This is a genomic window from Pseudomonas corrugata, assembly GCF_001269905.1.
Classification (GTDB): domain Bacteria; phylum Pseudomonadota; class Gammaproteobacteria; order Pseudomonadales; family Pseudomonadaceae; genus Aquipseudomonas; species Aquipseudomonas corrugata.
This window is the reverse complement of the sequence record NZ_LHVK01000014.1, coordinates 264,441-281,631: the sequence shown is the minus strand read 5'-3', so window position 1 is coordinate 281,631 and position 17,191 is coordinate 264,441. Positions and strand designations below refer to the sequence as shown.

The following is a 17,191-nucleotide window of genomic DNA, read 5'->3' as shown; positions in this document are numbered from 1 at the left end:
GGATAATGCGCGCCATTTGGGTCGCAAGGCCATGCTGGGTTGGACGCGGGTCAAACCACTGAACCGTGACAATAAAAAGCCCGCAGGGGTGGGATGAATTTTTTGATCAATTTCAATATCGCCCAATGGCGCGCATGGGCCCCTGGGCTCGAAAGCGTGGACGACTGGCAGGCCTGGAGCCAACAGCCGGTGATATTGCCCGCCAACGACGCCGCCCCTGATGTCTCGTTCCTGCCGGCCATGCAGCGCCGCCGCCTCAGTCGCCTGGCGCGGATGGCCTTCAGTGTCGGCTGGCCCCTGGCCGAAGGCCGGCCGAACCTGCCGTTGGTCTTTATTTCCCGCCACGGTGAAACCCCGCGCACATTTGAGATTCTCAAGGACCTGGCAGCCGACCAACCGTTGTCGCCCACCCAGTTCAGCCTGTCGGTGCACAACGCAGTGATCGGCCTGTGGTCGATCATGCGCAACGAAACCAGCGAAATGACGGCCCTGGCCGCCACGGGCGACGGGTTGGAGCATGGTGTCCTGGAAGCCGCCGCGCTGTTGAATGAAGGTGCACCGGCGGTGCTGCTGGTCATCACCGAAGAACAACCGCCCCAGGTCTATGCACCTTGGGTTGACGACGTGCCGTTTCCCTATGCGATGGGGCTGCTGCTGACCCGGGGCGGTGACTGGCAACTGGCCTTGTCCACCCAGCCGGTCCAACCGTCCGGCAGCGACTGGCCCCATGCCCTGAATCTGCTGCGTACGCTGTTGAACAACGAAACCACCTGCCAACATACCTGGAAGAATCGTGTATGGACCTGGCAACGCAACCAGTGACGGGCAAGCATCGCGACGCCTATTACTGGCGGCTGCTCGCGACCGCTGCAAGCTTCGCCCTGTTCGGGCTGGGCGGGCTGTGCCTGCGACTGCTGGTGTTTCCGCTGCTGGCCTGGTGGCCCGGCGATGCCCAGGTCCATCGGCAACGGGCCCGACGCACGGTTGGACGGCTGTTCTGGTTCTTCATCCGGTTCATGGCCCGCACCGGCGTGCTCACTTATCAGATCGACGGCGCAGAAAAGCTCGGCCGGCCCGGGCAGATGATCATCGCCAATCATCCGTCACTGATCGACGTGGTGTTTCTGATCGGGCTGGTGCGCGATGCCAACTGCGTGGTCAAGCAAAGCCTCTGGGAGAACCCTTTCACCCGTGGACCATTGCGTTCGACCCAATACATCAGCAACGACGGCAGCATGGACATGCTTGACGCCGCCAGCGACGCCCTGAAGGACGGCCAGACCCTGATCGTGTTCCCCGAGGGCACGCGCAGCCAGCCCGGCCAGGCGCCAGCCTTTCATCGGGGCGCCGCGGCTATCGCCCTGCGAGGTGCGAAAATCCTCACACCCGTGACCATCAAGGTCAACCCGACCACCCTGACCAAGGCCGAACCCTGGTATCGCATTCCCCAACGCCGCGTGCACTTCAGTTTTCACGTGGGGGCCGATATAGATCCACAAGCGTTCGCCACGCTCGGCCCCCCGCCCCTTGCTTCACGCAGGCTCAACGATTTTTTGCATCACTATTTCATCAAGGAGCTCGCCGAAGATGAGCGATCTGCACCGTGACATCAAACAGCTGATCATCGACGCCCTCGGCCTGGAGGACATCGAGGTCGACGATATCGGTGATCACCAGACCCTGTTCGGTGAAGGCCTGGGCCTGGACTCTGTGGATGCCCTGGAGCTTGGCCTGGCGATCCAGAAACAGTACGGCATCAAGATAGATGCCGACGCCAAGGACACCCGCAACCATTTCAGCAACGTGGCAAGCCTTGCGGCCTTCGTCACTGCAAAACGCGCTTGAGACCGGACCATGCAAACTCGTGACGACATTTTCAACACCCTGCGCGATGCCCTGGTGGAGCTTTTCGAACTGGACCCTGAGCGCGTGACGCTGGAATCAAACCTGTATCAGGACCTGGAAATCGACAGCATCGATGCAGTCGATCTGATCGACCACATCAAGCGCCAGACCGGCAAGAAAATCGCTGCTGAAGAATTCAAGACAGTACGCACCGTCAACGACGTGGTCGAGGCGGTCTATCGACTGGTCCAACCGGCCGCATGAGCCGGCTGATTGGCCTTGGCCTGCTATTGGCGGGCCTGCTGTACCCCTTTGCGGTGTATTTCGGCATGGAACACTTCGCCCCCTGGCAGTTCGGCCTGCTGCTGGGTAGCCTTTGGCTGGCCCGGGCATTGCTCGTCAACCGAGGGCTCGGCAAAGGCGGGGCCGGCAACCTCTGGATGGCAGTCACGGCGATCGTATTCTGCGGGTTGCTCGCGCTGTTCGATAACCCGCTCCTGCTGCGTTGGTATCCGGTACTGATCAGTGCCTTCATGCTCGGGATGTTCGCCCTGAGCCTGAAATACGGCCCGCCGATGATCGAACGCATAGCCCGCCTGCGTGAACCGCAGCTCCCGGCAAAAGCGGTGGTTTATACGCGCCAGGTCACGGTGGCCTGGAGTGTGTTTTTCCTGTGTAACGGTTTGCTCGCCGCTGCCCTGACCCTCTGGGCACCGCTGAGTTGGTGGATGTTGTACACCGGCCTGATTTCCTACGGATTGATGGGGCTGCTGTTTGCCATTGAATGGCTCATACGACAAAGGGTAAGAGGCCGCCCATGAATTGGATAACACTTGAGCAGATGTTGCTCAAGGCTCAGCCGGAGCGCGCAGTTGCTGTCGATCCGGCGCTCAGTCATTCGCAACTGCGGGACGAGGCGCTGTGCCTGGCCGCTGGCCTGCGTGCCCGCGGTGTACAGCGTATGGCGGTGCACCTGGAAGACGCCGCCGAACTGGCCGTCGCCCTGCTCGGAGCCTGGCGTGCCGGAGTGCGCGTCCTGCTCCCTGCCGACCTGCAGGCCCAGACCCGCCAGCGCTGGTCGGCCGAGGTCGACCTGTGGCTGACCGACCAACCTGGCGACACCCATCCTGGCGACCTGCGACAGGCTCCATTGGAGCCTGTCGAACTGGACCTCGACCAATGCTGGTTGAGTCTGTGCACCTCCGGCTCCAGCGGCGAGCCCAAGCGCATCGAGAAAAACCTGCGCCAGTTGAACAATGAAGTCCAGGCCCTGGAGCAGTTGTGGGGCGCCGAGCTGGGTCCGGCCTGCATGATTGGCAGCGTCGCCGCCCAGCACATCTACGGCCTGCTGTTCCGGGTGCTGTGGCCGCTGTGCGCCGGGCGACCCTTCGTGCGCCGGCAATTGGCGTTTCCGGAAGACCTGCAACGCGCCAGCCGCGAGCACCCGGTCTTCGCCTGGGTCGCCAGCCCGGCACTACTTAAGCGCATGGGCGACAACCTCGACTGGACGGCCTTGAGCAGCGTGCGCCGGGTGTTCTCCTCCGGCGGCGCCTTGCCGGCCGAGGCCGCCCGAAGCCTGCAGCAGCGCCTGGGCCAATGGCCGACGGAAATATTCGGCAGTTCGGAAACCGGCGGCATCGCCTGGCGCCAGAGTGATGAACGGTGGCAGCCCTTTGCCGGTGTCGAACTGAGCCAGGACAGCGACGGCGCCTTGCTGGTCGCTTCGTCTTATCTGCCTCCCGCCCATGTGGAACATACCGCCGACGCGGCGCGAATTGACGCCGATGGGCGCTTCGAACTGCTCGGACGCCTGGACCGCATCGTCAAGCTCGAAGAAAAGCGCATCTCCCTGCCAATGCTGGAACAGGCACTGATGGTCCACGACTGGGTGAGCGAAGCGCGGCTGGGCGTGGTACGGGAAAATCGTGCCTCCCTTGGCGCCCTGCTGGTCCTGAGCGAAACCGGCCTCCTTGCATTGCGCAACCAGGGTCGGCGTGCCGTGACCGAAGCGTTGCGTCGCCACCTGAGTGGGCATTGCGAAACACTGGCCCTGCCACGGCGCTGGCGCTGGCTGCGCCAGTTGCCCCTCAATGCCCAGGGCAAGCTGCCCCAGGCCGAGGTCGAAGCCCTGCTGATAGCTCCGCGTCCTAAGACGCCCGACGTGCTGGAGCAGGTCGAGACCGACGGCGAGTGGAGCCTGCAACTGGTCGTGCCGCCGGACCTGGCGTATTTCAGTGGCCACTTTCCCACCGCCCCGGTCTTGCCCGGCGTGGTGCAGGTCGACTGGGCCTTGAGCCTGGGCCGGCTACTGCTGGACCTGCCGCCGCGCTTCGTCGGGATGGAAGTGCTGAAGTTCCAGCAACTGGTACGCCCCGGCGATGAAGTCCAGTTGCACCTGCGCTTCGACCGCGAGCGCGGCAAGCTGTACTTCGCCTACCGCAACGATACGGCAGCGTGCTCCAGTGGGCGGATTGTGTTGGGGGCGGCCCATGACTGATGCTCACTCCGTCCTGTGGCGAGGGGATTTATCCCCGCTCGAGTGCGAAGCACTCGCCAACGAATTGTGGTGCTGCACAGGACTTGGGGTCGCTGCGCAACCCAGCGGGGCGGTGCGACGCTTCGCTAAATCCCCTCGCCACAAGGGCTCGGTGGAAGGCAAAAGACATGCATAACCCCTGCGCCGTCATCCCCGTCTACAACCACGAAACCGCCATTTCGGCAGTGGTCCAGACATTGCTCGCCAATGGCTTGCCCTGTGTATTGGTCGACGACGCCAGCAGCCCGGCCTGCGCGGCGGTGCTGGAGCGGCTGGCCGTCGATGAGCGGGTTCACCTGGTCAGGCTGGCGGTCAACCAGGGCAAGGGTGGCGCCGTCATGACCGGCCTGCGGGAAGCCGCGCGCCTGGGCTTCAGCCATGCCTTGCAGGTGGACGCCGATGGACAGCACGACCTCGACGACGTGAAAACCTTCATCGAGCAGTCCCGCGCCCACCCGGACGCGGTGATCTGCGGCTACCCGCAATACGACGCCAGCGTGCCGAAAGGTCGCCTGTACGCTCGCTACCTGACCCACGTCATGGTCTGGATCAACAGCCTGTCCTTGCAGATCCGCGACTCCATGTGCGGTTTTCGGGTCTACCCCCTGCCAGCGACCCTGGCGCTGATCAACTCGGCGAACATTGGCAAGCGCATGGATTTCGATTCGGACATCCTGGTGCGGCTGGCCTGGCGCAACCAGCCGATGTGCTGGCTGCGCACCCGAGTCCACTATCCCCAGGACGGGGTTTCGCACTTCCGTCTGTTCCACGACAACGTACTGATTTCCAGCATGCACACCCGTTTGTTCTTCGCCATGCTGGTACGTTTCCCCCTGATTCTCTGGCGACGGTGGCGGACATGAGTCTTCAGGCTGACAAACAGCATTGGGCCGATCGCCAGGAGCGCGGCAGTTTCTGGCTGATGAAACTCACGGCGTTCGCTGCCAAGGTGTTGGGCCGTCGCCTGCTGAGCCCGGTGCTGTACGGCATCGTCCTGTACTTCTTCATTTTCGGTCGCAGCGCTCGCCGGGCGGCCTGGCAATATCAGCAGCGCCTGGCCGACTGGAGCAGCCGCTCCGAGCTGCGCCCTACCCACCGGAAAGTCTTCGGGCAGTTCATGGCGTTTGCCGACTCGCTGCTGGACAAACTCGACGTGTGGAACGGCAAGCTGAGCATCGACCAGATCGAAATCGTCGATACGGCACTGCTGCGCAATCACTTGCGTGGCGCTCGCGGGCAGATGCTGGTGGGGGCGCACCTGGGCAACCTGGAAATGTGCCGGGCCCTGGCCGAACTGGGCGAAAAGGTCACCATGAATGTGCTGGTGCATACCAAGCATGCAGAGCAATTCAATCGCCTGCTGGGCGAAGCCGGTGCCACGCATCTGCGACTGATCCAGGTCAGCGAGCTGGATCCGGCGGTGATGCTGCAACTGAGCGAGCGCCTGGAGCGCGGCGAGTGGCTGGCGATTGCCGGCGACCGCGTGCCGCTGCACGGCGGACGCAGCGTGACCGTGGACTTCATGGGCCACCCGGCCGCGTTTCCCCAGGGACCCTGGCTGATGGCCGGCCTGTTGAAATGCCCGGTCAACCTGCTGATGTGCCTCAAGCACGAGGGGCGCTATCGCGTCACCCTCGAGCCCTTCGCCGACGCGGTGGTGTGGAAACGCACCGAACGCGAGCAAGTGATCGCCCACTGGGCCGGTCGCTATGCCGAGCGCCTGGCGCAGTACTGCCTCCAGGGGCCCCAACAGTGGTTCAACTTTTACCCTTTCTGGAAGATCGATGACGATGCCCACTCTTGAGCCGGTAACCTTCGGCGAACGCCCCCTGCGCATCGAGGACGTGCTGGCCCTGGCCAACCGTCAGGCGCCGACGCAACTGCAGGATGATCCGGCGTTCCGCCAGCGCATTGCCAAGGGTGCGCAATTTCTCGACTCCCTGCTGGACAAGGAAGGGGTGATCTACGGCGTGACCACCGGTTACGGCGATTCCTGCGTGGTGGCCGTGCCGCTGCACCACGTCGAGGCCCTGCCGCGCCACTTGTATACGTTCCACGGCTGCGGCCTGGGCAAGCTGCTGGATGCCCAGGCCACCCGCTCGGTGCTGGCAGCGCGCTTGCAGTCGTTGTGCCACGGCGTCTCCGGGGTAAGGGTTGAATTGCTGGAACGCCTCCAGGCCTTTCTCGAACACGACATCCTGCCGCTGATTCCGGAAGAAGGTTCGGTGGGCGCCAGCGGCGACCTGACGCCGTTGTCCTATGTGGCCGCGACGCTCTCCGGCGAGCGCGAGGTGATGTTCCGTGGCGAACGTCGGCTGGCCGCCGACGTACACCGCGAACTGGGCTGGACCCCACTGGTGCTGCGCCCCAAGGAAGCTCTGGCCCTGATGAACGGCACCGCCGTGATGACCGGCCTCGCCTGCCTGGCCTTTGCCCGGGCCGACTACCTGCTGCAACTGGCAACCCGCATCACCGCGCTGAACGTCGTCGCCCTGCAAGGCAACCCCGAGCACTTCGACGAGCGCCTGTTCGCCGCCAAGCCACATCCGGGGCAGATGCAGGTCGCCGCGTGGCTGCGCAAGGACCTGGCGATCGACGCACCGACCGCGCCGCTGCATCGCCTGCAGGACCGCTATTCCCTGCGCTGCGCGCCTCATGTGCTCGGCGTGCTGGCCGACAGTCTGAACTGGTTGCGCGCGTTCATCGAAACCGAACTCAACAGCGCCAACGACAATCCGATCATCGATGCCGAAGCCGAGCGGGTGCTGCACGGTGGGCATTTCTATGGCGGACATATCGCCTTCGCCATGGACAGCCTGAAGAACCTGGTGGCCAACGTCGCCGATCTGCTCGACCGCCAACTCGCCCTGCTGGTGGACGAGCGCTACAACCATGGCCTGCCGAGCAACCTGTCCGGCGCCAGCGCTGACCGGGCGATGCTCAACCATGGTTTCAAGGCCGTGCAGATCGGCGCCAGCGCCTGGACCGCCGAAGCCCTGAAAAACACGATGCCAGCCAGCGTGTTCTCGCGCTCCACCGAGTGCCACAACCAGGACAAGGTCAGCATGGGCACCATCGCCGCCCGGGATGCGATCCGCGTGCTGGAGCTGACCGAACAAGTCGCCGCCGCGACGCTGCTGGCGGCCAACCAGGGCGTGTGGCTACGCAGCCGTGCCGAGGACGCTCGAGCGCTACCGCCGGCCCTGGCTGCCATGCACGAACAACTGGCCGGGGATTTCCCGCCAGTCATCGAAGACCGCGCCCTGGAAGCCGAACTGCGCCTGTGCCTGCAACGCATCGCCGAGCAACACTGGAGGCTGCATGCGTAGCCAGGGCGTGCTGCATGTCGAGACGCAGATTGTCGTGCCGTTTTTCGATGTCGATTCGATGCACGTGGTCTGGCACGGCCATTACGTCAAATACCTGGAAATGGCCCGCTGCGCCTTGCTCGATCAGATCGGCCACAACTACAACGATATGCTCGCCGCCGGGTACGCGTGGCCCGTGATCGACCTGCAACTGCGTTACGTGCGCAGCGCGGTGTTCGGCCAGGCCCTGACCGTGCGTGCCAGCCTGGTCGAGTGGGAGAACCGGTTGAAGATCAATTACCTGATCAGCGACGCGCTCACCGGCGAACGCCTGACCCGCGCCTGCTCGGTGCAGGTGGCCGTGGACATCTCGACCAGGGAGATGCTGCTGGCCTCGCCCCGAGTGTTTGTCGACGCCGTCGAAAGGAAACTGTCATGAAACGCCTGCTCCTCTGGTTGTTACTGTTGTGCCTGTCGCCCCTGGCCCAGGCCTTCGACTTGCAGCAACTGAGCGAACAGCTGGGCCGCCCGGATGTCATTCACGGTCAATTCATCCAGGAAAAGCACCTGCGTGCCCTGCCCCAACCGCTCGTCAGCAAGGGCCATTTCGTCTTGGCGAAGAAACAAGGTCTGCTGTGGCTGCTGCAGACGCCGCTGCAACAGGACTACCGCATAACCGCCCAAGGCATCGCCCGACGGGACGGCAGCGTTTGGCAAATGCTGCCGAACAAGAGCGCCGGTGCCGAGCAGAACCGGCTGTTCCTGGCCGTCTTGCAGGGCGACAGCACTGGCCTGCTAGGGGATTTCGAGCTCAGCCTTTCGGGCGAACCGCAGCAGTGGAAGTTGACCCTTACCCCGCGCTCGGTGCTGCTCAAACAAGTGTTCAACCAGATCAACATTGACGGCGGCGAACTGGTGCAGCGCATCGAACTGCTGGAAACCCAGGGCGACAGCACAGTGCTGCGCATGCAGGACAGCGTCGCCACACAACCCTTGAGCGAAGCGGAGCAACATGACTTTGCCGAGTGAACGCAGGCTGCCGCGGCTATTCCTGGCACTGCTGCTGGCAGTGCTGGCGCTGGCCGGTTGGCAATGGCGCAACGGCGCGCCACTGACGGTCAACCTCATGGAGTTGGTGCCGGGCACGTCCCCCGATGCCCTGGAGCTTGTCGCTGAGCAGCGCATGCAGGAGCCGCTGAATCGCGAGGTGTTGGTGCTGGTCGGTCACGCCGACCGCCAGCACGCCATCGCCCTGGCGCAGACCCTCGGCGAGCAATGGCAGGCCAGCGGCCTGTTCGATAAGGTCCAGTGGACGCTGCAAGCCGATTTGCCGGCGCTGCGCACGCAACTACTGAACGGACGACTGGCGATGCTCTCGGCCGCGGACCGTCAGCAATTGATCGAACAACCCCAGGCGTTCATCCAGCAGCGGGTGCAGGCCCTGTTCGACCCATTCAGCGGCTTCAGCCTGGTGCCAACCCAGGATGACTGGCTGGGCCTGACCGGCCGCATCCAGAACAGCCAGCCCCAACGCGGCGCAATACAACTGGACGTGGGCAGCGGGGCATTGATCGCCGATGCCGACGGCAAAAGCTGGGTGATGCTACGGGCCCGCACCCAAGGCAACGCCTTCGACATGAACCTGCCGCTGCAAGTGGCCGATCTGCTGCAACGCAGCCGCGACCAGGCAGGCCAGGCCCAGGGGCAACTACTGGCGGCCAGCGGCTTGCTGTACGCCGCCAGCGGTCAGCAACAGGCCTCAAAGGAGATCACCTGGGTCGGCGGTGGCGCGACCGTCGGCATTCTGTTGCTGCTGTTGCTGGCTTTCCGACGCCTGCGGGTATGGCTGGCGTTCATGCCGGTACTGATCGGCATGCTGTTCGGCGCAGTGGCCTGCGTGACGCTGTTCGGACGCATGCATGTCATGACCCTGGTGCTGGGCTCGAGCCTGATCGGCGTGGCGGTGGACTATCCGCTGCACTATCTGTCCAAGAGCTGGAGTCTCAAGCCGTGGCGCAGTTGGCCGGCCCTGCGCCTGACCCTGCCGGGGCTGAGCCTGAGCCTGGCGACCACCTGCATCGGCTATTTGGCCCTGGCCTGGACCCCCTTTCCGGCCCTGACCCAGATCGCGGTATTTTCCGCCGCCGGGCTGGTTGGCGCCTACCTGACGGCGGTTTGCTTGCTGCCAGCGCTACTCAAGAGCACGGACCTGCGTCCCGCCCAGTGGCCGCTGCGGGTCTGCGAACAGCTGCTCAAGATCCGTGAAGCGCTGCTGGCTCGGGTTCCCACGCCGATCCTGCTGGCGCTGCTGCTGATCTTCTGCGCCGGTGGGCTTTGGCATCTGAGCACGAAAAATGACATCCGCCAGTGGATCGGCACGCCCCAACACCTGACCGACGAGGCCCGTGAGGTCGCCCGCATCACCGGTTTCCAGCCCACCAGCCAGTTCTTCCTGATTCGTGCCGATAGTCAACCCCAGTTGCTGGAGCGCCAGACCGCTCTCAACGAGCGATTGGAACAATTGATCGGTCTGGAAAAACTCCAGGGCTACCTGTCGCTGAACCAACTGGTCAGCCCGCCAACTGAACAGCAGAAAGTACGCGAAGCCCTGGCCCGACTCCCGGCGTTCTGGCAACCGCTGCTGGAGCTGGGCGTACCGGTCGCGGCCTTACAGGCAGAGCTGGCCCAATTGCAGGCCTTGCCGGTGGAAGACATCGATGCCGCGCTTTCCGGTCCGCTGGCCGAGCCGTACCGCCCCCTCTGGCTCGGCCCGACAGCGCAAGGCGTGGCCGCGATGGTCAGCTTGCAAGGTTTGAACGACGCCGCGCTGCTGCGCTTGCAGGCGGTGGATCTGCCTGGCGTGCAATTGGTGGATCGCCTGGGCGATCTGAACCGGGTGTTCGCCGCCACCCAGATCAGCGCTGCCGAGCTGAAGTTGGCGTCCTGCGTGCTGATCGTGCTGGTGTTGATCTGGCCGTTCGGCATCGGCGCAGCCCTGCGCATCGTCGCCCTGCCGCTACTGGCCGCGCTGTGCAGCCTGGCAAGCCTGGGTTGGCTTGGGCAGCCGCTGACACTGTTCAGTCTGTTCGGTCTGTTGCTGGTGACGGCCATCGGCGTCGATTACGCGATCCTGATGCGCGAGCAGATCGGCGGCGCCGCCGTGAGCCTGCTGGGCACCCTGCTCGCGGCGATCACCACTTGGCTGTCGTTCGGCCTGCTGGCGCTGTCCAGTACGCCGGCGGTGAGCAACTTCGGCCTGGCGGTGAGCCTGGGGCTGGCGTTCAGCTTCCTGCTGGCGCCGTGGGCCGGACGCCAGGCGCATGCAGAGCCAGTGCTGGAGCCCGCCCAGTGACGATTACGCACCACTCTCACTCGAACATCGCAACCTCGGCAAGGAGTCCAAATGCCTGCAACTGAAATGGAACGTCGCCAGGTCGTTATCATCGGCGCGGGACCGTCCGGCGCCATCGCAGCCGCGTTGCTCAAGCGCAAGGGCCACGATGTGCTGATCATCGAACGCCAGCATTTCCCCCGGTTCTCCATCGGCGAAAGCCTGCTGTCCCATTGCCTGGACTTCGTCGAAGAGGCCGGCATGCTCGACGCGGTAAATAGCGCAGGTTTCCAGCGCAAGAACGGCGCAGCTTTCGCCTGGGGCGAGCGCTACAGCGCCTTCGATTTCGGCGACACCTTCAGCGAAGGCAAACCCACCACCTTCCAGGTACAGCGCGCCGACTTCGACAAGCTGCTGGCCGACCAAGCCGCATTGCAGGGGGTTGAGATCCGCTATGGCGAAGCCATCGCCAGCGTCGACTTCAATCTCGCCAAACCACAACTGGGCGTGCAGCGCGAAGACGGCAGCGAGTACCGGATCGAGAGCGATTTCGTCCTCGATGCCAGCGGCTATGGTCGAGTGCTGCCGCGCCTGCTGGACCTTGAGGCACCGTCGAACTTCCCGGTGCGCCGAGCGGTATTCACCCATGTCGAGGACCGCATCGATACGCCGGCCTTCGACCGGGAGAAAATCCTCATCACCACCCACCCGACCCAACGTGATATCTGGTTCTGGACCATTCCGTTCAGTGGCGGGCGCTGCTCGGTTGGCGTGGTCGCGGCGGCGGAGCATTTTGCCGGCCGCACCGAAGACCTCGACGCCTGCCTGCGGGGTTTCATCGACGAGACTCCAAGCCTCGCCCGAGTGCTGGACAATGCAGTGTGGGACACCCCGGCACGGACCATCGGCGGCTACTCGGCCAATGTCAAAACCCTGCATGGCCAAGGCTTCGCTCTCCTGGGAAATGCCGCAGAGTTCCTCGATCCGGTGTTTTCCTCCGGCGTGACCATCGCCATGCGCTCGGCGAGCATGGCGGCCGACGTGTTGCATCGTCAGTTGCAAGGTGAAAGCGTGGACTGGCAAGACGAGTTTGCCGTCCCCCTCAAGCGCGGCGTCGATACCTTCCGCTGCTACGTCGAGGGCTGGTACGCCGGCACTTTCCAGGATGTGATCTTTTATACCGAAGGTTCTTCCGACATCCGCCGCATGATCAGCTCGATTCTGGCCGGTTATGCCTGGGATCAACGCAACCCGTTCGTCAGCGAACCCAAGCGTCGTCTGCGCATGCTCTCGGAAATCTGTGCGAGCCCGGCCCATGAGTGAGATGAACTACCTGAGTGACAACTACGTCGAAGAAACCCGCTTCGGCTTCTGGTTCCTGCGCAGCCACACCTGGCAGCACCATGTGCTGCGCGTGGCGATCAATGACCTGCGCAGCCTGTTCAGCACACCATTGCCGGCCGCCCCGGTGCTGCTGGACGCCGGTTGCGGCCAGGGCAAGTCGTTCCAGTACCTGCGCCAGGTGTTCGCGCCACAACGACTGATCGGGGTCGATGCCGATCCCCACAGCCTGGCGCTGAGCGCCGAAGAAGCCGCCCGCCAGGGCATGGCTGTGGAACTGATCGGCAGCGACTGCGCAACCTTGGCGGTACCGGATGCCAGCGTCGACCTGTTGTTCTGTCACCAGACCTTCCATCATCTGGTGGAACAGGAAAAGGCCCTGGCCGAGTTCTATCGCGTGCTCAAGCCCGGCGGTTACCTGATGTTCGCCGAATCCACCGAAGCCTATATTGATACCTGGGTCATCCGCTGGCTGTTCCGTCATCCCATGCATGTACAGAAAAGTGCCGCGCAGTACCTGGAGATGATCCACCAGCAAGGGTTTCGCTTCGAAGCCGGTAACGTGTCCTATCCCTACCTGTGGTGGAGCCGCGCCAGGGATTTCGGCCTGCTGGAGCGTTTTGGCCTGCGCCGCCCCCGGTTGTTCGGCGAGCGGGAAGAAACCCTGGTCAACGTCGTGGCCCGCAAGCCCGTCGAAGGGGTTGAGAAATGATCCGCACCTGCCTCAGCGGCCTGCTGATCGGCTGTCTGTTGCTGCTCAGTGCCTGCGCCAGTCACGCGCCACTGCCCGAGCGCACGCCGACCCTGGCGCTGCCTCTGCAATTGCACATCGAGCGACAGTTGGCCGGGCAGCGCCAGGACTGGTTGCTGGTGATCCAGCGCGAAGACTCCGGCATTCGCTGGTCGATGATGGACCCACTGGGTATTCCCCTGGCCCGTCAGCGCTTGGTCGACAGCCAGTGGCAAGCCGACGGCCTGCTGCCGCCCAACGCCGAAGCCCGGGAGCTGTTCGCCGCGCTGCTGTTCGCACTGACACCTGAAACCGAGCTGTCCGGCAATTATCCGACCGCCCGGCAACAGGCTGCGCAACGAACCCTGGATTCCCGCTGGCAGGTGCGCTACAAGCAGTCGCTGGATTTTCAACTGAGCCTGCCCCGAGGCCCCCATTACCGCATCACACCGTTGACCGAGAGCGCTCCATGACCGCCTACTTGAATGCCCTCGGCGTGATCTGCGCCCTGGGCCGCGATAAACATGAAGTGGCGGGCAACCTGTTCGCCGGCGACTGCTCGGGCCTGCGTGTCGAATCCGGATGGGTGGCCGAGCGCGCCTTGCCGGTTGCCTCGGTGACAGGTGCTCTGGCCCCCATCCCCGATACGCTGGCCGCCCATTGCACCCGCAACAATCAGTTGCTGCTGGAAGCCGGGTTGCAGATCCGTCCCGAGATCGACCGGGCCATCCAGACCTACGGTCGTACGCGCATCGGCATTGTCCTGGGCACCAGCACCTCGGGTATCGACGAGGCCAGCCAGGGCATTGCCCATTACCTGCGCGAGCAGCGCTTCCCGGACGGTTACGACTACCAGCAGCAGGAACTCAGCGCGCCGGCCAACTTTCTCTCCGACTGGCTCGGCCTGAGCGGCCCGTCCTATGTGATTTCCACCGCCTGCACCTCCAGCGCCCGCGCCTTGATGAGCGCCCGGCGCCTGCTCGACCTGGGACTGTGCGATGCGGTCCTCTGTGGCGGGGTGGACAGCCTGTGCAAGCTCACCCTCAACGGGTTCTCGGCGCTGGAAGCGGTGTCGAACGAACGCTGCAATCCGTTTTCGGTAAACCGCAACGGCATCAACATCGGCGAGGCGGCCGTGCTGTTTCTGATGAGCAAGGCGCCGGGAACTGGAACGCCGATTGCTTTGCTCGGCGACGGCGCCAGCTCCGATGCCCACCATATTTCCGCCCCGGAGCCCAGCGGCCGCGGCGCTCGCCAGGCCATGGAAAAAGCCTTGCTCAGCGCTGGCCTTGAGGCCAGCCAGATCGACTACCTGAACCTGCATGGCACCGCCACGCAACACAACGACGCCATGGAAAGCCAAGCGGTGGCCGGGCTGTTCCCACAGGGCGTGCCTTGTTCCTCTACCAAACCCATGACCGGCCACACCCTGGGCGCGGCCGGAGCGTTGGAAGCGGCCTTCTGCTGGTTGAGCCTGAGCGTCGAAAACCCCACCGGGGCCCTGCCGCCTCATATCTGGGACGGTCAGGCCGATCCTGAACTGCCGGCCCTGGCCTGGACCCGCGTCGACAGCCGCCTGAACCCGACTGCCCCCCGTCGCTTGATGAGCAATTCGTTTGCCTTCGGCGGCAACAACGTCAGCCTGATTATCGGAGATGCCCCATGATTGACTGGCCACTCGCCGAACTGCTGCCCCACGCAGGCGACATGATCCTCATCGACCGCGTCGTGGCATTCGATGACGAGCAGATCCATACCCACGCTGTCGTCAAACCCGGGGGCCTGTTCAACCAAGCCGACGTTGGCTTGCCGGCCTGGGTCGGCATCGAACTGATGGCCCAGAGCGTCGCCGCTTTTGCCGGTTGCCACGCGCGCCAACGTGGCGACGCCGTCGAGCTGGGCTTCCTGCTCGGCACCCGCAAGTTCGAATGCAACGTCGACTGTTTTCCGGTCGGTACCAAGCTGGACATCCGCGGTGTGCGCTCGCTGGAAGACGACAATGGCATGGGTGTATTCGAGTGCCATATCGAAGCACCCGGCATCCATGCCACCGCCCGGTTGAACGTGTTCCGTCCGCCCAAATCTGCCCATTACCTCCATGAACCGTCCGCAACAGGAAACCAGCCATGACTGAATCCGTATTGGTCACCGGCTCCAGCCGTGGCATCGGCCGTGCCATCGCCCTGCGCCTGGCCCAGGCCGGGCATGACATCGTGCTGCACTGCCGCAGCGGCCGTGCCGAGGCCGAAGCTGTCCAGGCCGAGATCCAGGCCCTCGGCCGCCAGGCCCGCGTCCTGCAATTCGACGTGTCCGAGCGTGCCGCCTGCAAAGCCATTCTCGAGGCCGACGTCGAAAGCCACGGCGCTTACTATGGCGTGGTGCTCAATGCAGGCCTGACCCGTGACGGTGCATTTCCAGCCCTGAGTGAAGAAGACTGGGACGCGGTGATGCGCACCAATCTCGACGGTTTCTACAACGTGCTGCATCCGGTGATGATGCCGATGATCCGTCGTCGCGCCGCCGGACGGATCGTCTGCATCACCTCGGTTTCGGGGTTGATCGGCAACCGTGGCCAAGTCAACTACAGCGCGTCGAAGGCCGGACTGATCGGTGCGGCCAAGGCGTTGGCAATCGAACTCGGCAAGCGCAAGATCACCGTCAACTGCGTCGCTCCAGGGCTGATCGACACCGCCATGCTCGATGAAAACGTACCCGTGGAAGAATTGATGAAAATGATTCCCGCCCAACGCATGGGCACTCCGGAAGAAGTGGCCGGCGCGGTGAACTTCCTGATGTCCGCCGAAGCCGGCTACATCACCCGCCAGGTCCTGGCCGTCAACGGAGGCTTGTGCTGATGAAGCGTGTCGTCGTCACCGGCATGGCCGGCATCACCTCCGTGGGCAGCGATTGGGAAACCATCGCCGCCAACTTCGCCGCCAACCGCAGCGGCATCCGGCGCATGGACGAGTGGGACCGTTTCACGGAACTGAACACCCGCCTGGCCGGCCCCATCGATGATTTCAAGGTCCCGGCCCACTGGACACGCAAGCAACTGCGCAGCATGGGCCGGGTCTCGCGGCTGGCGGTCGCCGCGGCGGAACAAGCCCTGGCCGACGCCGGCCTGTTGGGCGACGAGTCGATCAAGGACGGACGCATGGGCGTATCCTGCGGCTCGTCGACCGGCAGCACCGACGAGGTCAAGGCGTTCGGCAACATGCTGCTCAACAGCGTGGCCGAAGGCCTGAACGCCAACTCCTATGTGCGGATGATGCCCCATACCACGGCGGCCAATATCAGCATTTTCTTCGGGCTTACCGGGCGGATGATCCCCACCTCCAGCGCTTGCACCAGTGGCAGCCATGGCATCGGCTACGCGTACGAGGCGATCAAATTCGGGCGCCTGCCTTTGATGATTGCCGGTGGCGCGGAGGAACTGTGTCCGACCGAAGCGATGGTCTTCGATGCGCTCTACGCCACCAGCCTGAAAAACGATGCGCCGCAGACCAGCCCGCGCCCTTACGACAAGGGCCGCGATGGCCTGGTGATCGGCGAAGGCGCAGGCATGCTGGTCCTTGAAGAACTGGAACATGCCCTGGCCCGCGGTGCGCGAATCCACGCCGAAATCGTCGGCTTCGGCAGCAACGCCGACGGCCAGCACGCCACCCGTCCCGAGCTGGTCACCATGCGCCGGGCCATGGAGCTGGCCCTGGAAGATGCGGGTCTCGAACCCTCCGCCATCGGCTACGTCAACGGGCACGGCACCGCCACCGAACAGGGCGACATTGCCGAGACCCTGGCCACCAGCAGCCTGTTCGGTGAACGCATGCCCATCAGTTCGCAGAAAAGCTTCCTGGGCCATACCTTGGGCGCCTGCGGGGCATTGGAATCCTGGTTCAGCATCGAGATGATGAACCGTGACCGATATGTGCATACCTGCAATCTCGACGAGGTCGACCCTCAATGCGGCCAGCTCGATTACCTGCGCAACGAGTTCCGGTCAATGAGCAACGAGTATGTGATGAACAACAACTTCGCCTTTGGCGGGGTCAACACTTCGTTGATCTTTCGTCGCTGGCACTGACTCCCGTTCCCTCTGGTCA

19 protein-coding genes are annotated in these 17,191 nt (G+C 63.9%); all 19 read left to right on the top strand.

Going from position 1 to position 17,191, the window contains the following annotated elements:
• Positions 1-93: 93 nt before the first annotated feature.
• The 19 genes from AD665_RS19550 to AD665_RS19460 all read left to right on the top strand — a co-directional run bounded on the left by AD665_RS19550 (position 94) and on the right by AD665_RS19460 (position 17,172).
• Entirely contained in the window at positions 94-822 is a 729-nt protein-coding gene (locus AD665_RS19550; RefSeq protein ID WP_053193232.1) for a beta-ketoacyl synthase chain length factor, read from the top strand.
• Complete coding sequence (locus tag AD665_RS19545; RefSeq protein ID WP_024779864.1) at positions 798-1,607, top strand: lysophospholipid acyltransferase family protein; 810 nt, start codon at positions 798-800, stop codon at positions 1,605-1,607. The genes AD665_RS19550 and AD665_RS19545 overlap by 25 nt, the downstream gene beginning before the upstream one ends.
• Complete coding sequence (locus AD665_RS19540) at positions 1,588-1,845, top strand: phosphopantetheine-binding protein (protein WP_024779865.1); 258 nt, start codon at positions 1,588-1,590, stop codon at positions 1,843-1,845. The genes AD665_RS19545 and AD665_RS19540 overlap by 20 nt, the downstream gene beginning before the upstream one ends.
• 9 nt (positions 1,846-1,854) lie before the next feature.
• Positions 1,855-2,109, top strand: a complete 255-nt coding sequence (locus AD665_RS19535; protein ID WP_024779866.1) for an acyl carrier protein — start codon at positions 1,855-1,857, stop codon at positions 2,107-2,109.
• On the top strand, positions 2,106-2,666 hold the full coding sequence (locus tag AD665_RS19530) for a COG4648 family protein (protein WP_024779867.1): 561 nt from the start codon (positions 2,106-2,108) through the stop codon (positions 2,664-2,666). The genes AD665_RS19535 and AD665_RS19530 overlap by 4 nt, the downstream gene beginning before the upstream one ends.
• Complete coding sequence (locus AD665_RS19525) at positions 2,663-4,342, top strand: acyl-CoA synthetase family protein (protein ID WP_053193229.1); 1,680 nt, start codon at positions 2,663-2,665, stop codon at positions 4,340-4,342. Before AD665_RS19530 ends, AD665_RS19525 begins: the two co-directional genes overlap by 4 nt.
• 167 nt (positions 4,343-4,509) lie before the next feature.
• Positions 4,510-5,244 (top strand): glycosyltransferase family 2 protein, encoded by a 735-nt coding sequence (locus AD665_RS19520; protein ID WP_053193226.1) that lies wholly within the window; start codon positions 4,510-4,512, stop codon positions 5,242-5,244.
• Positions 5,241-6,185, top strand: coding sequence for a lysophospholipid acyltransferase family protein (locus AD665_RS19515; protein WP_024779870.1), 945 nt, complete (start codon positions 5,241-5,243; stop codon positions 6,183-6,185). Before AD665_RS19520 ends, AD665_RS19515 begins: the two co-directional genes overlap by 4 nt.
• Complete coding sequence (locus AD665_RS19510; protein WP_053193223.1) at positions 6,166-7,710, top strand: HAL/PAL/TAL family ammonia-lyase; 1,545 nt, start codon at positions 6,166-6,168, stop codon at positions 7,708-7,710. The genes AD665_RS19515 and AD665_RS19510 overlap by 20 nt, the downstream gene beginning before the upstream one ends.
• A complete protein-coding gene (locus AD665_RS19505) occupies positions 7,703-8,128 on the top strand; it encodes an acyl-CoA thioesterase (RefSeq protein ID WP_024779872.1) in 426 nt (141 codons plus the stop codon). The genes AD665_RS19510 and AD665_RS19505 overlap by 8 nt, the downstream gene beginning before the upstream one ends.
• Positions 8,125-8,718 carry an outer membrane lipoprotein carrier protein LolA gene (locus tag AD665_RS19500; RefSeq protein WP_053193219.1) on the top strand — a complete coding sequence of 198 codons (594 nt, stop codon included), beginning with the start codon at positions 8,125-8,127 and terminating at the stop codon, positions 8,716-8,718. Before AD665_RS19505 ends, AD665_RS19500 begins: the two co-directional genes overlap by 4 nt.
• Positions 8,702-11,041, top strand: coding sequence for an MMPL family transporter (locus AD665_RS19495; RefSeq protein WP_053193216.1), 2,340 nt, complete (start codon positions 8,702-8,704; stop codon positions 11,039-11,041). Before AD665_RS19500 ends, AD665_RS19495 begins: the two co-directional genes overlap by 17 nt.
• Before the next feature lie 51 nt (positions 11,042-11,092).
• On the top strand, positions 11,093-12,343 hold the full coding sequence (locus tag AD665_RS19490) for an NAD(P)/FAD-dependent oxidoreductase (protein WP_024779875.1): 1,251 nt from the start codon (positions 11,093-11,095) through the stop codon (positions 12,341-12,343).
• Position 12,344: 1 nt separating this feature from the next.
• On the top strand, positions 12,345-13,073 hold the full coding sequence (locus AD665_RS19485) for a class I SAM-dependent methyltransferase (RefSeq protein WP_024779876.1): 729 nt from the start codon (positions 12,345-12,347) through the stop codon (positions 13,071-13,073).
• Positions 13,070-13,564, top strand: a complete 495-nt coding sequence (locus AD665_RS19480; protein ID WP_053193214.1) for a DUF3261 domain-containing protein — start codon at positions 13,070-13,072, stop codon at positions 13,562-13,564. Before AD665_RS19485 ends, AD665_RS19480 begins: the two co-directional genes overlap by 4 nt.
• Complete coding sequence (locus AD665_RS19475) at positions 13,561-14,757, top strand: beta-ketoacyl-[acyl-carrier-protein] synthase family protein (RefSeq protein ID WP_024779878.1); 1,197 nt, start codon at positions 13,561-13,563, stop codon at positions 14,755-14,757. Before AD665_RS19480 ends, AD665_RS19475 begins: the two co-directional genes overlap by 4 nt.
• Positions 14,754-15,221 (top strand): hotdog family protein, encoded by a 468-nt coding sequence (locus AD665_RS19470; RefSeq protein ID WP_053193211.1) that lies wholly within the window; start codon positions 14,754-14,756, stop codon positions 15,219-15,221. Before AD665_RS19475 ends, AD665_RS19470 begins: the two co-directional genes overlap by 4 nt.
• Positions 15,218-15,946: a 3-oxoacyl-ACP reductase FabG gene (fabG, locus tag AD665_RS19465; protein ID WP_024779880.1), complete on the top strand. Its 729-nt coding sequence runs from the start codon at positions 15,218-15,220 to the stop codon at positions 15,944-15,946. Before AD665_RS19470 ends, fabG begins: the two co-directional genes overlap by 4 nt.
• The gene (locus tag AD665_RS19460; protein WP_033034765.1) at positions 15,946-17,172 is read left to right on the top strand and encodes a beta-ketoacyl-ACP synthase; all 1,227 of its coding nucleotides are present in this window, start codon (positions 15,946-15,948) and stop codon (positions 17,170-17,172) included. The genes fabG and AD665_RS19460 overlap by 1 nt, the downstream gene beginning before the upstream one ends.
• The last annotated feature ends 19 nt before the right edge of the window (positions 17,173-17,191 follow it).

Bases quoted from the DNA above. Each gene is read 5' to 3' on its own strand.
- AD665_RS19475 (WP_024779878.1), top strand. From the start codon at position 13,561: ATGACCGCCTACTTGAATGCCCTCGGCGTGATCTGCGCCCTGGGCCGC.
- AD665_RS19500 (WP_053193219.1), top strand. From the start codon at position 8,125: ATGAAACGCCTGCTCCTCTGGTTGTTACTGTTGTGCCTGTCGCCCCTG.
- AD665_RS19550 (WP_053193232.1), top strand. From the start codon at position 94: ATGAATTTTTTGATCAATTTCAATATCGCCCAATGGCGCGCATGGGCC.
- AD665_RS19490 (WP_024779875.1), top strand. From the start codon at position 11,093: ATGCCTGCAACTGAAATGGAACGTCGCCAGGTCGTTATCATCGGCGCG.
- AD665_RS19495 (WP_053193216.1), top strand. From the start codon at position 8,702: ATGACTTTGCCGAGTGAACGCAGGCTGCCGCGGCTATTCCTGGCACTG.
- AD665_RS19485 (WP_024779876.1), top strand. From the start codon at position 12,345: ATGAACTACCTGAGTGACAACTACGTCGAAGAAACCCGCTTCGGCTTC.
- AD665_RS19530 (WP_024779867.1), top strand. From the start codon at position 2,106: ATGAGCCGGCTGATTGGCCTTGGCCTGCTATTGGCGGGCCTGCTGTAC.
- AD665_RS19545 (WP_024779864.1), top strand. From the start codon at position 798: ATGGACCTGGCAACGCAACCAGTGACGGGCAAGCATCGCGACGCCTAT.
- AD665_RS19460 (WP_033034765.1), top strand. From the start codon at position 15,946: ATGAAGCGTGTCGTCGTCACCGGCATGGCCGGCATCACCTCCGTGGGC.
- AD665_RS19515 (WP_024779870.1), top strand. From the start codon at position 5,241: ATGAGTCTTCAGGCTGACAAACAGCATTGGGCCGATCGCCAGGAGCGC.
- AD665_RS19535 (WP_024779866.1), top strand. From the start codon at position 1,855: ATGCAAACTCGTGACGACATTTTCAACACCCTGCGCGATGCCCTGGTG.
- AD665_RS19520 (WP_053193226.1), top strand. From the start codon at position 4,510: ATGCATAACCCCTGCGCCGTCATCCCCGTCTACAACCACGAAACCGCC.
- AD665_RS19525 (WP_053193229.1), top strand. From the start codon at position 2,663: ATGAATTGGATAACACTTGAGCAGATGTTGCTCAAGGCTCAGCCGGAG.
- AD665_RS19510 (WP_053193223.1), top strand. From the start codon at position 6,166: ATGACGATGCCCACTCTTGAGCCGGTAACCTTCGGCGAACGCCCCCTG.
- AD665_RS19505 (WP_024779872.1), top strand. From the start codon at position 7,703: ATGCGTAGCCAGGGCGTGCTGCATGTCGAGACGCAGATTGTCGTGCCG.
- AD665_RS19470 (WP_053193211.1), top strand. From the start codon at position 14,754: ATGATTGACTGGCCACTCGCCGAACTGCTGCCCCACGCAGGCGACATG.
- AD665_RS19480 (WP_053193214.1), top strand. From the start codon at position 13,070: ATGATCCGCACCTGCCTCAGCGGCCTGCTGATCGGCTGTCTGTTGCTG.
- fabG (WP_024779880.1), top strand. From the start codon at position 15,218: ATGACTGAATCCGTATTGGTCACCGGCTCCAGCCGTGGCATCGGCCGT.
- AD665_RS19540 (WP_024779865.1), top strand. From the start codon at position 1,588: ATGAGCGATCTGCACCGTGACATCAAACAGCTGATCATCGACGCCCTC.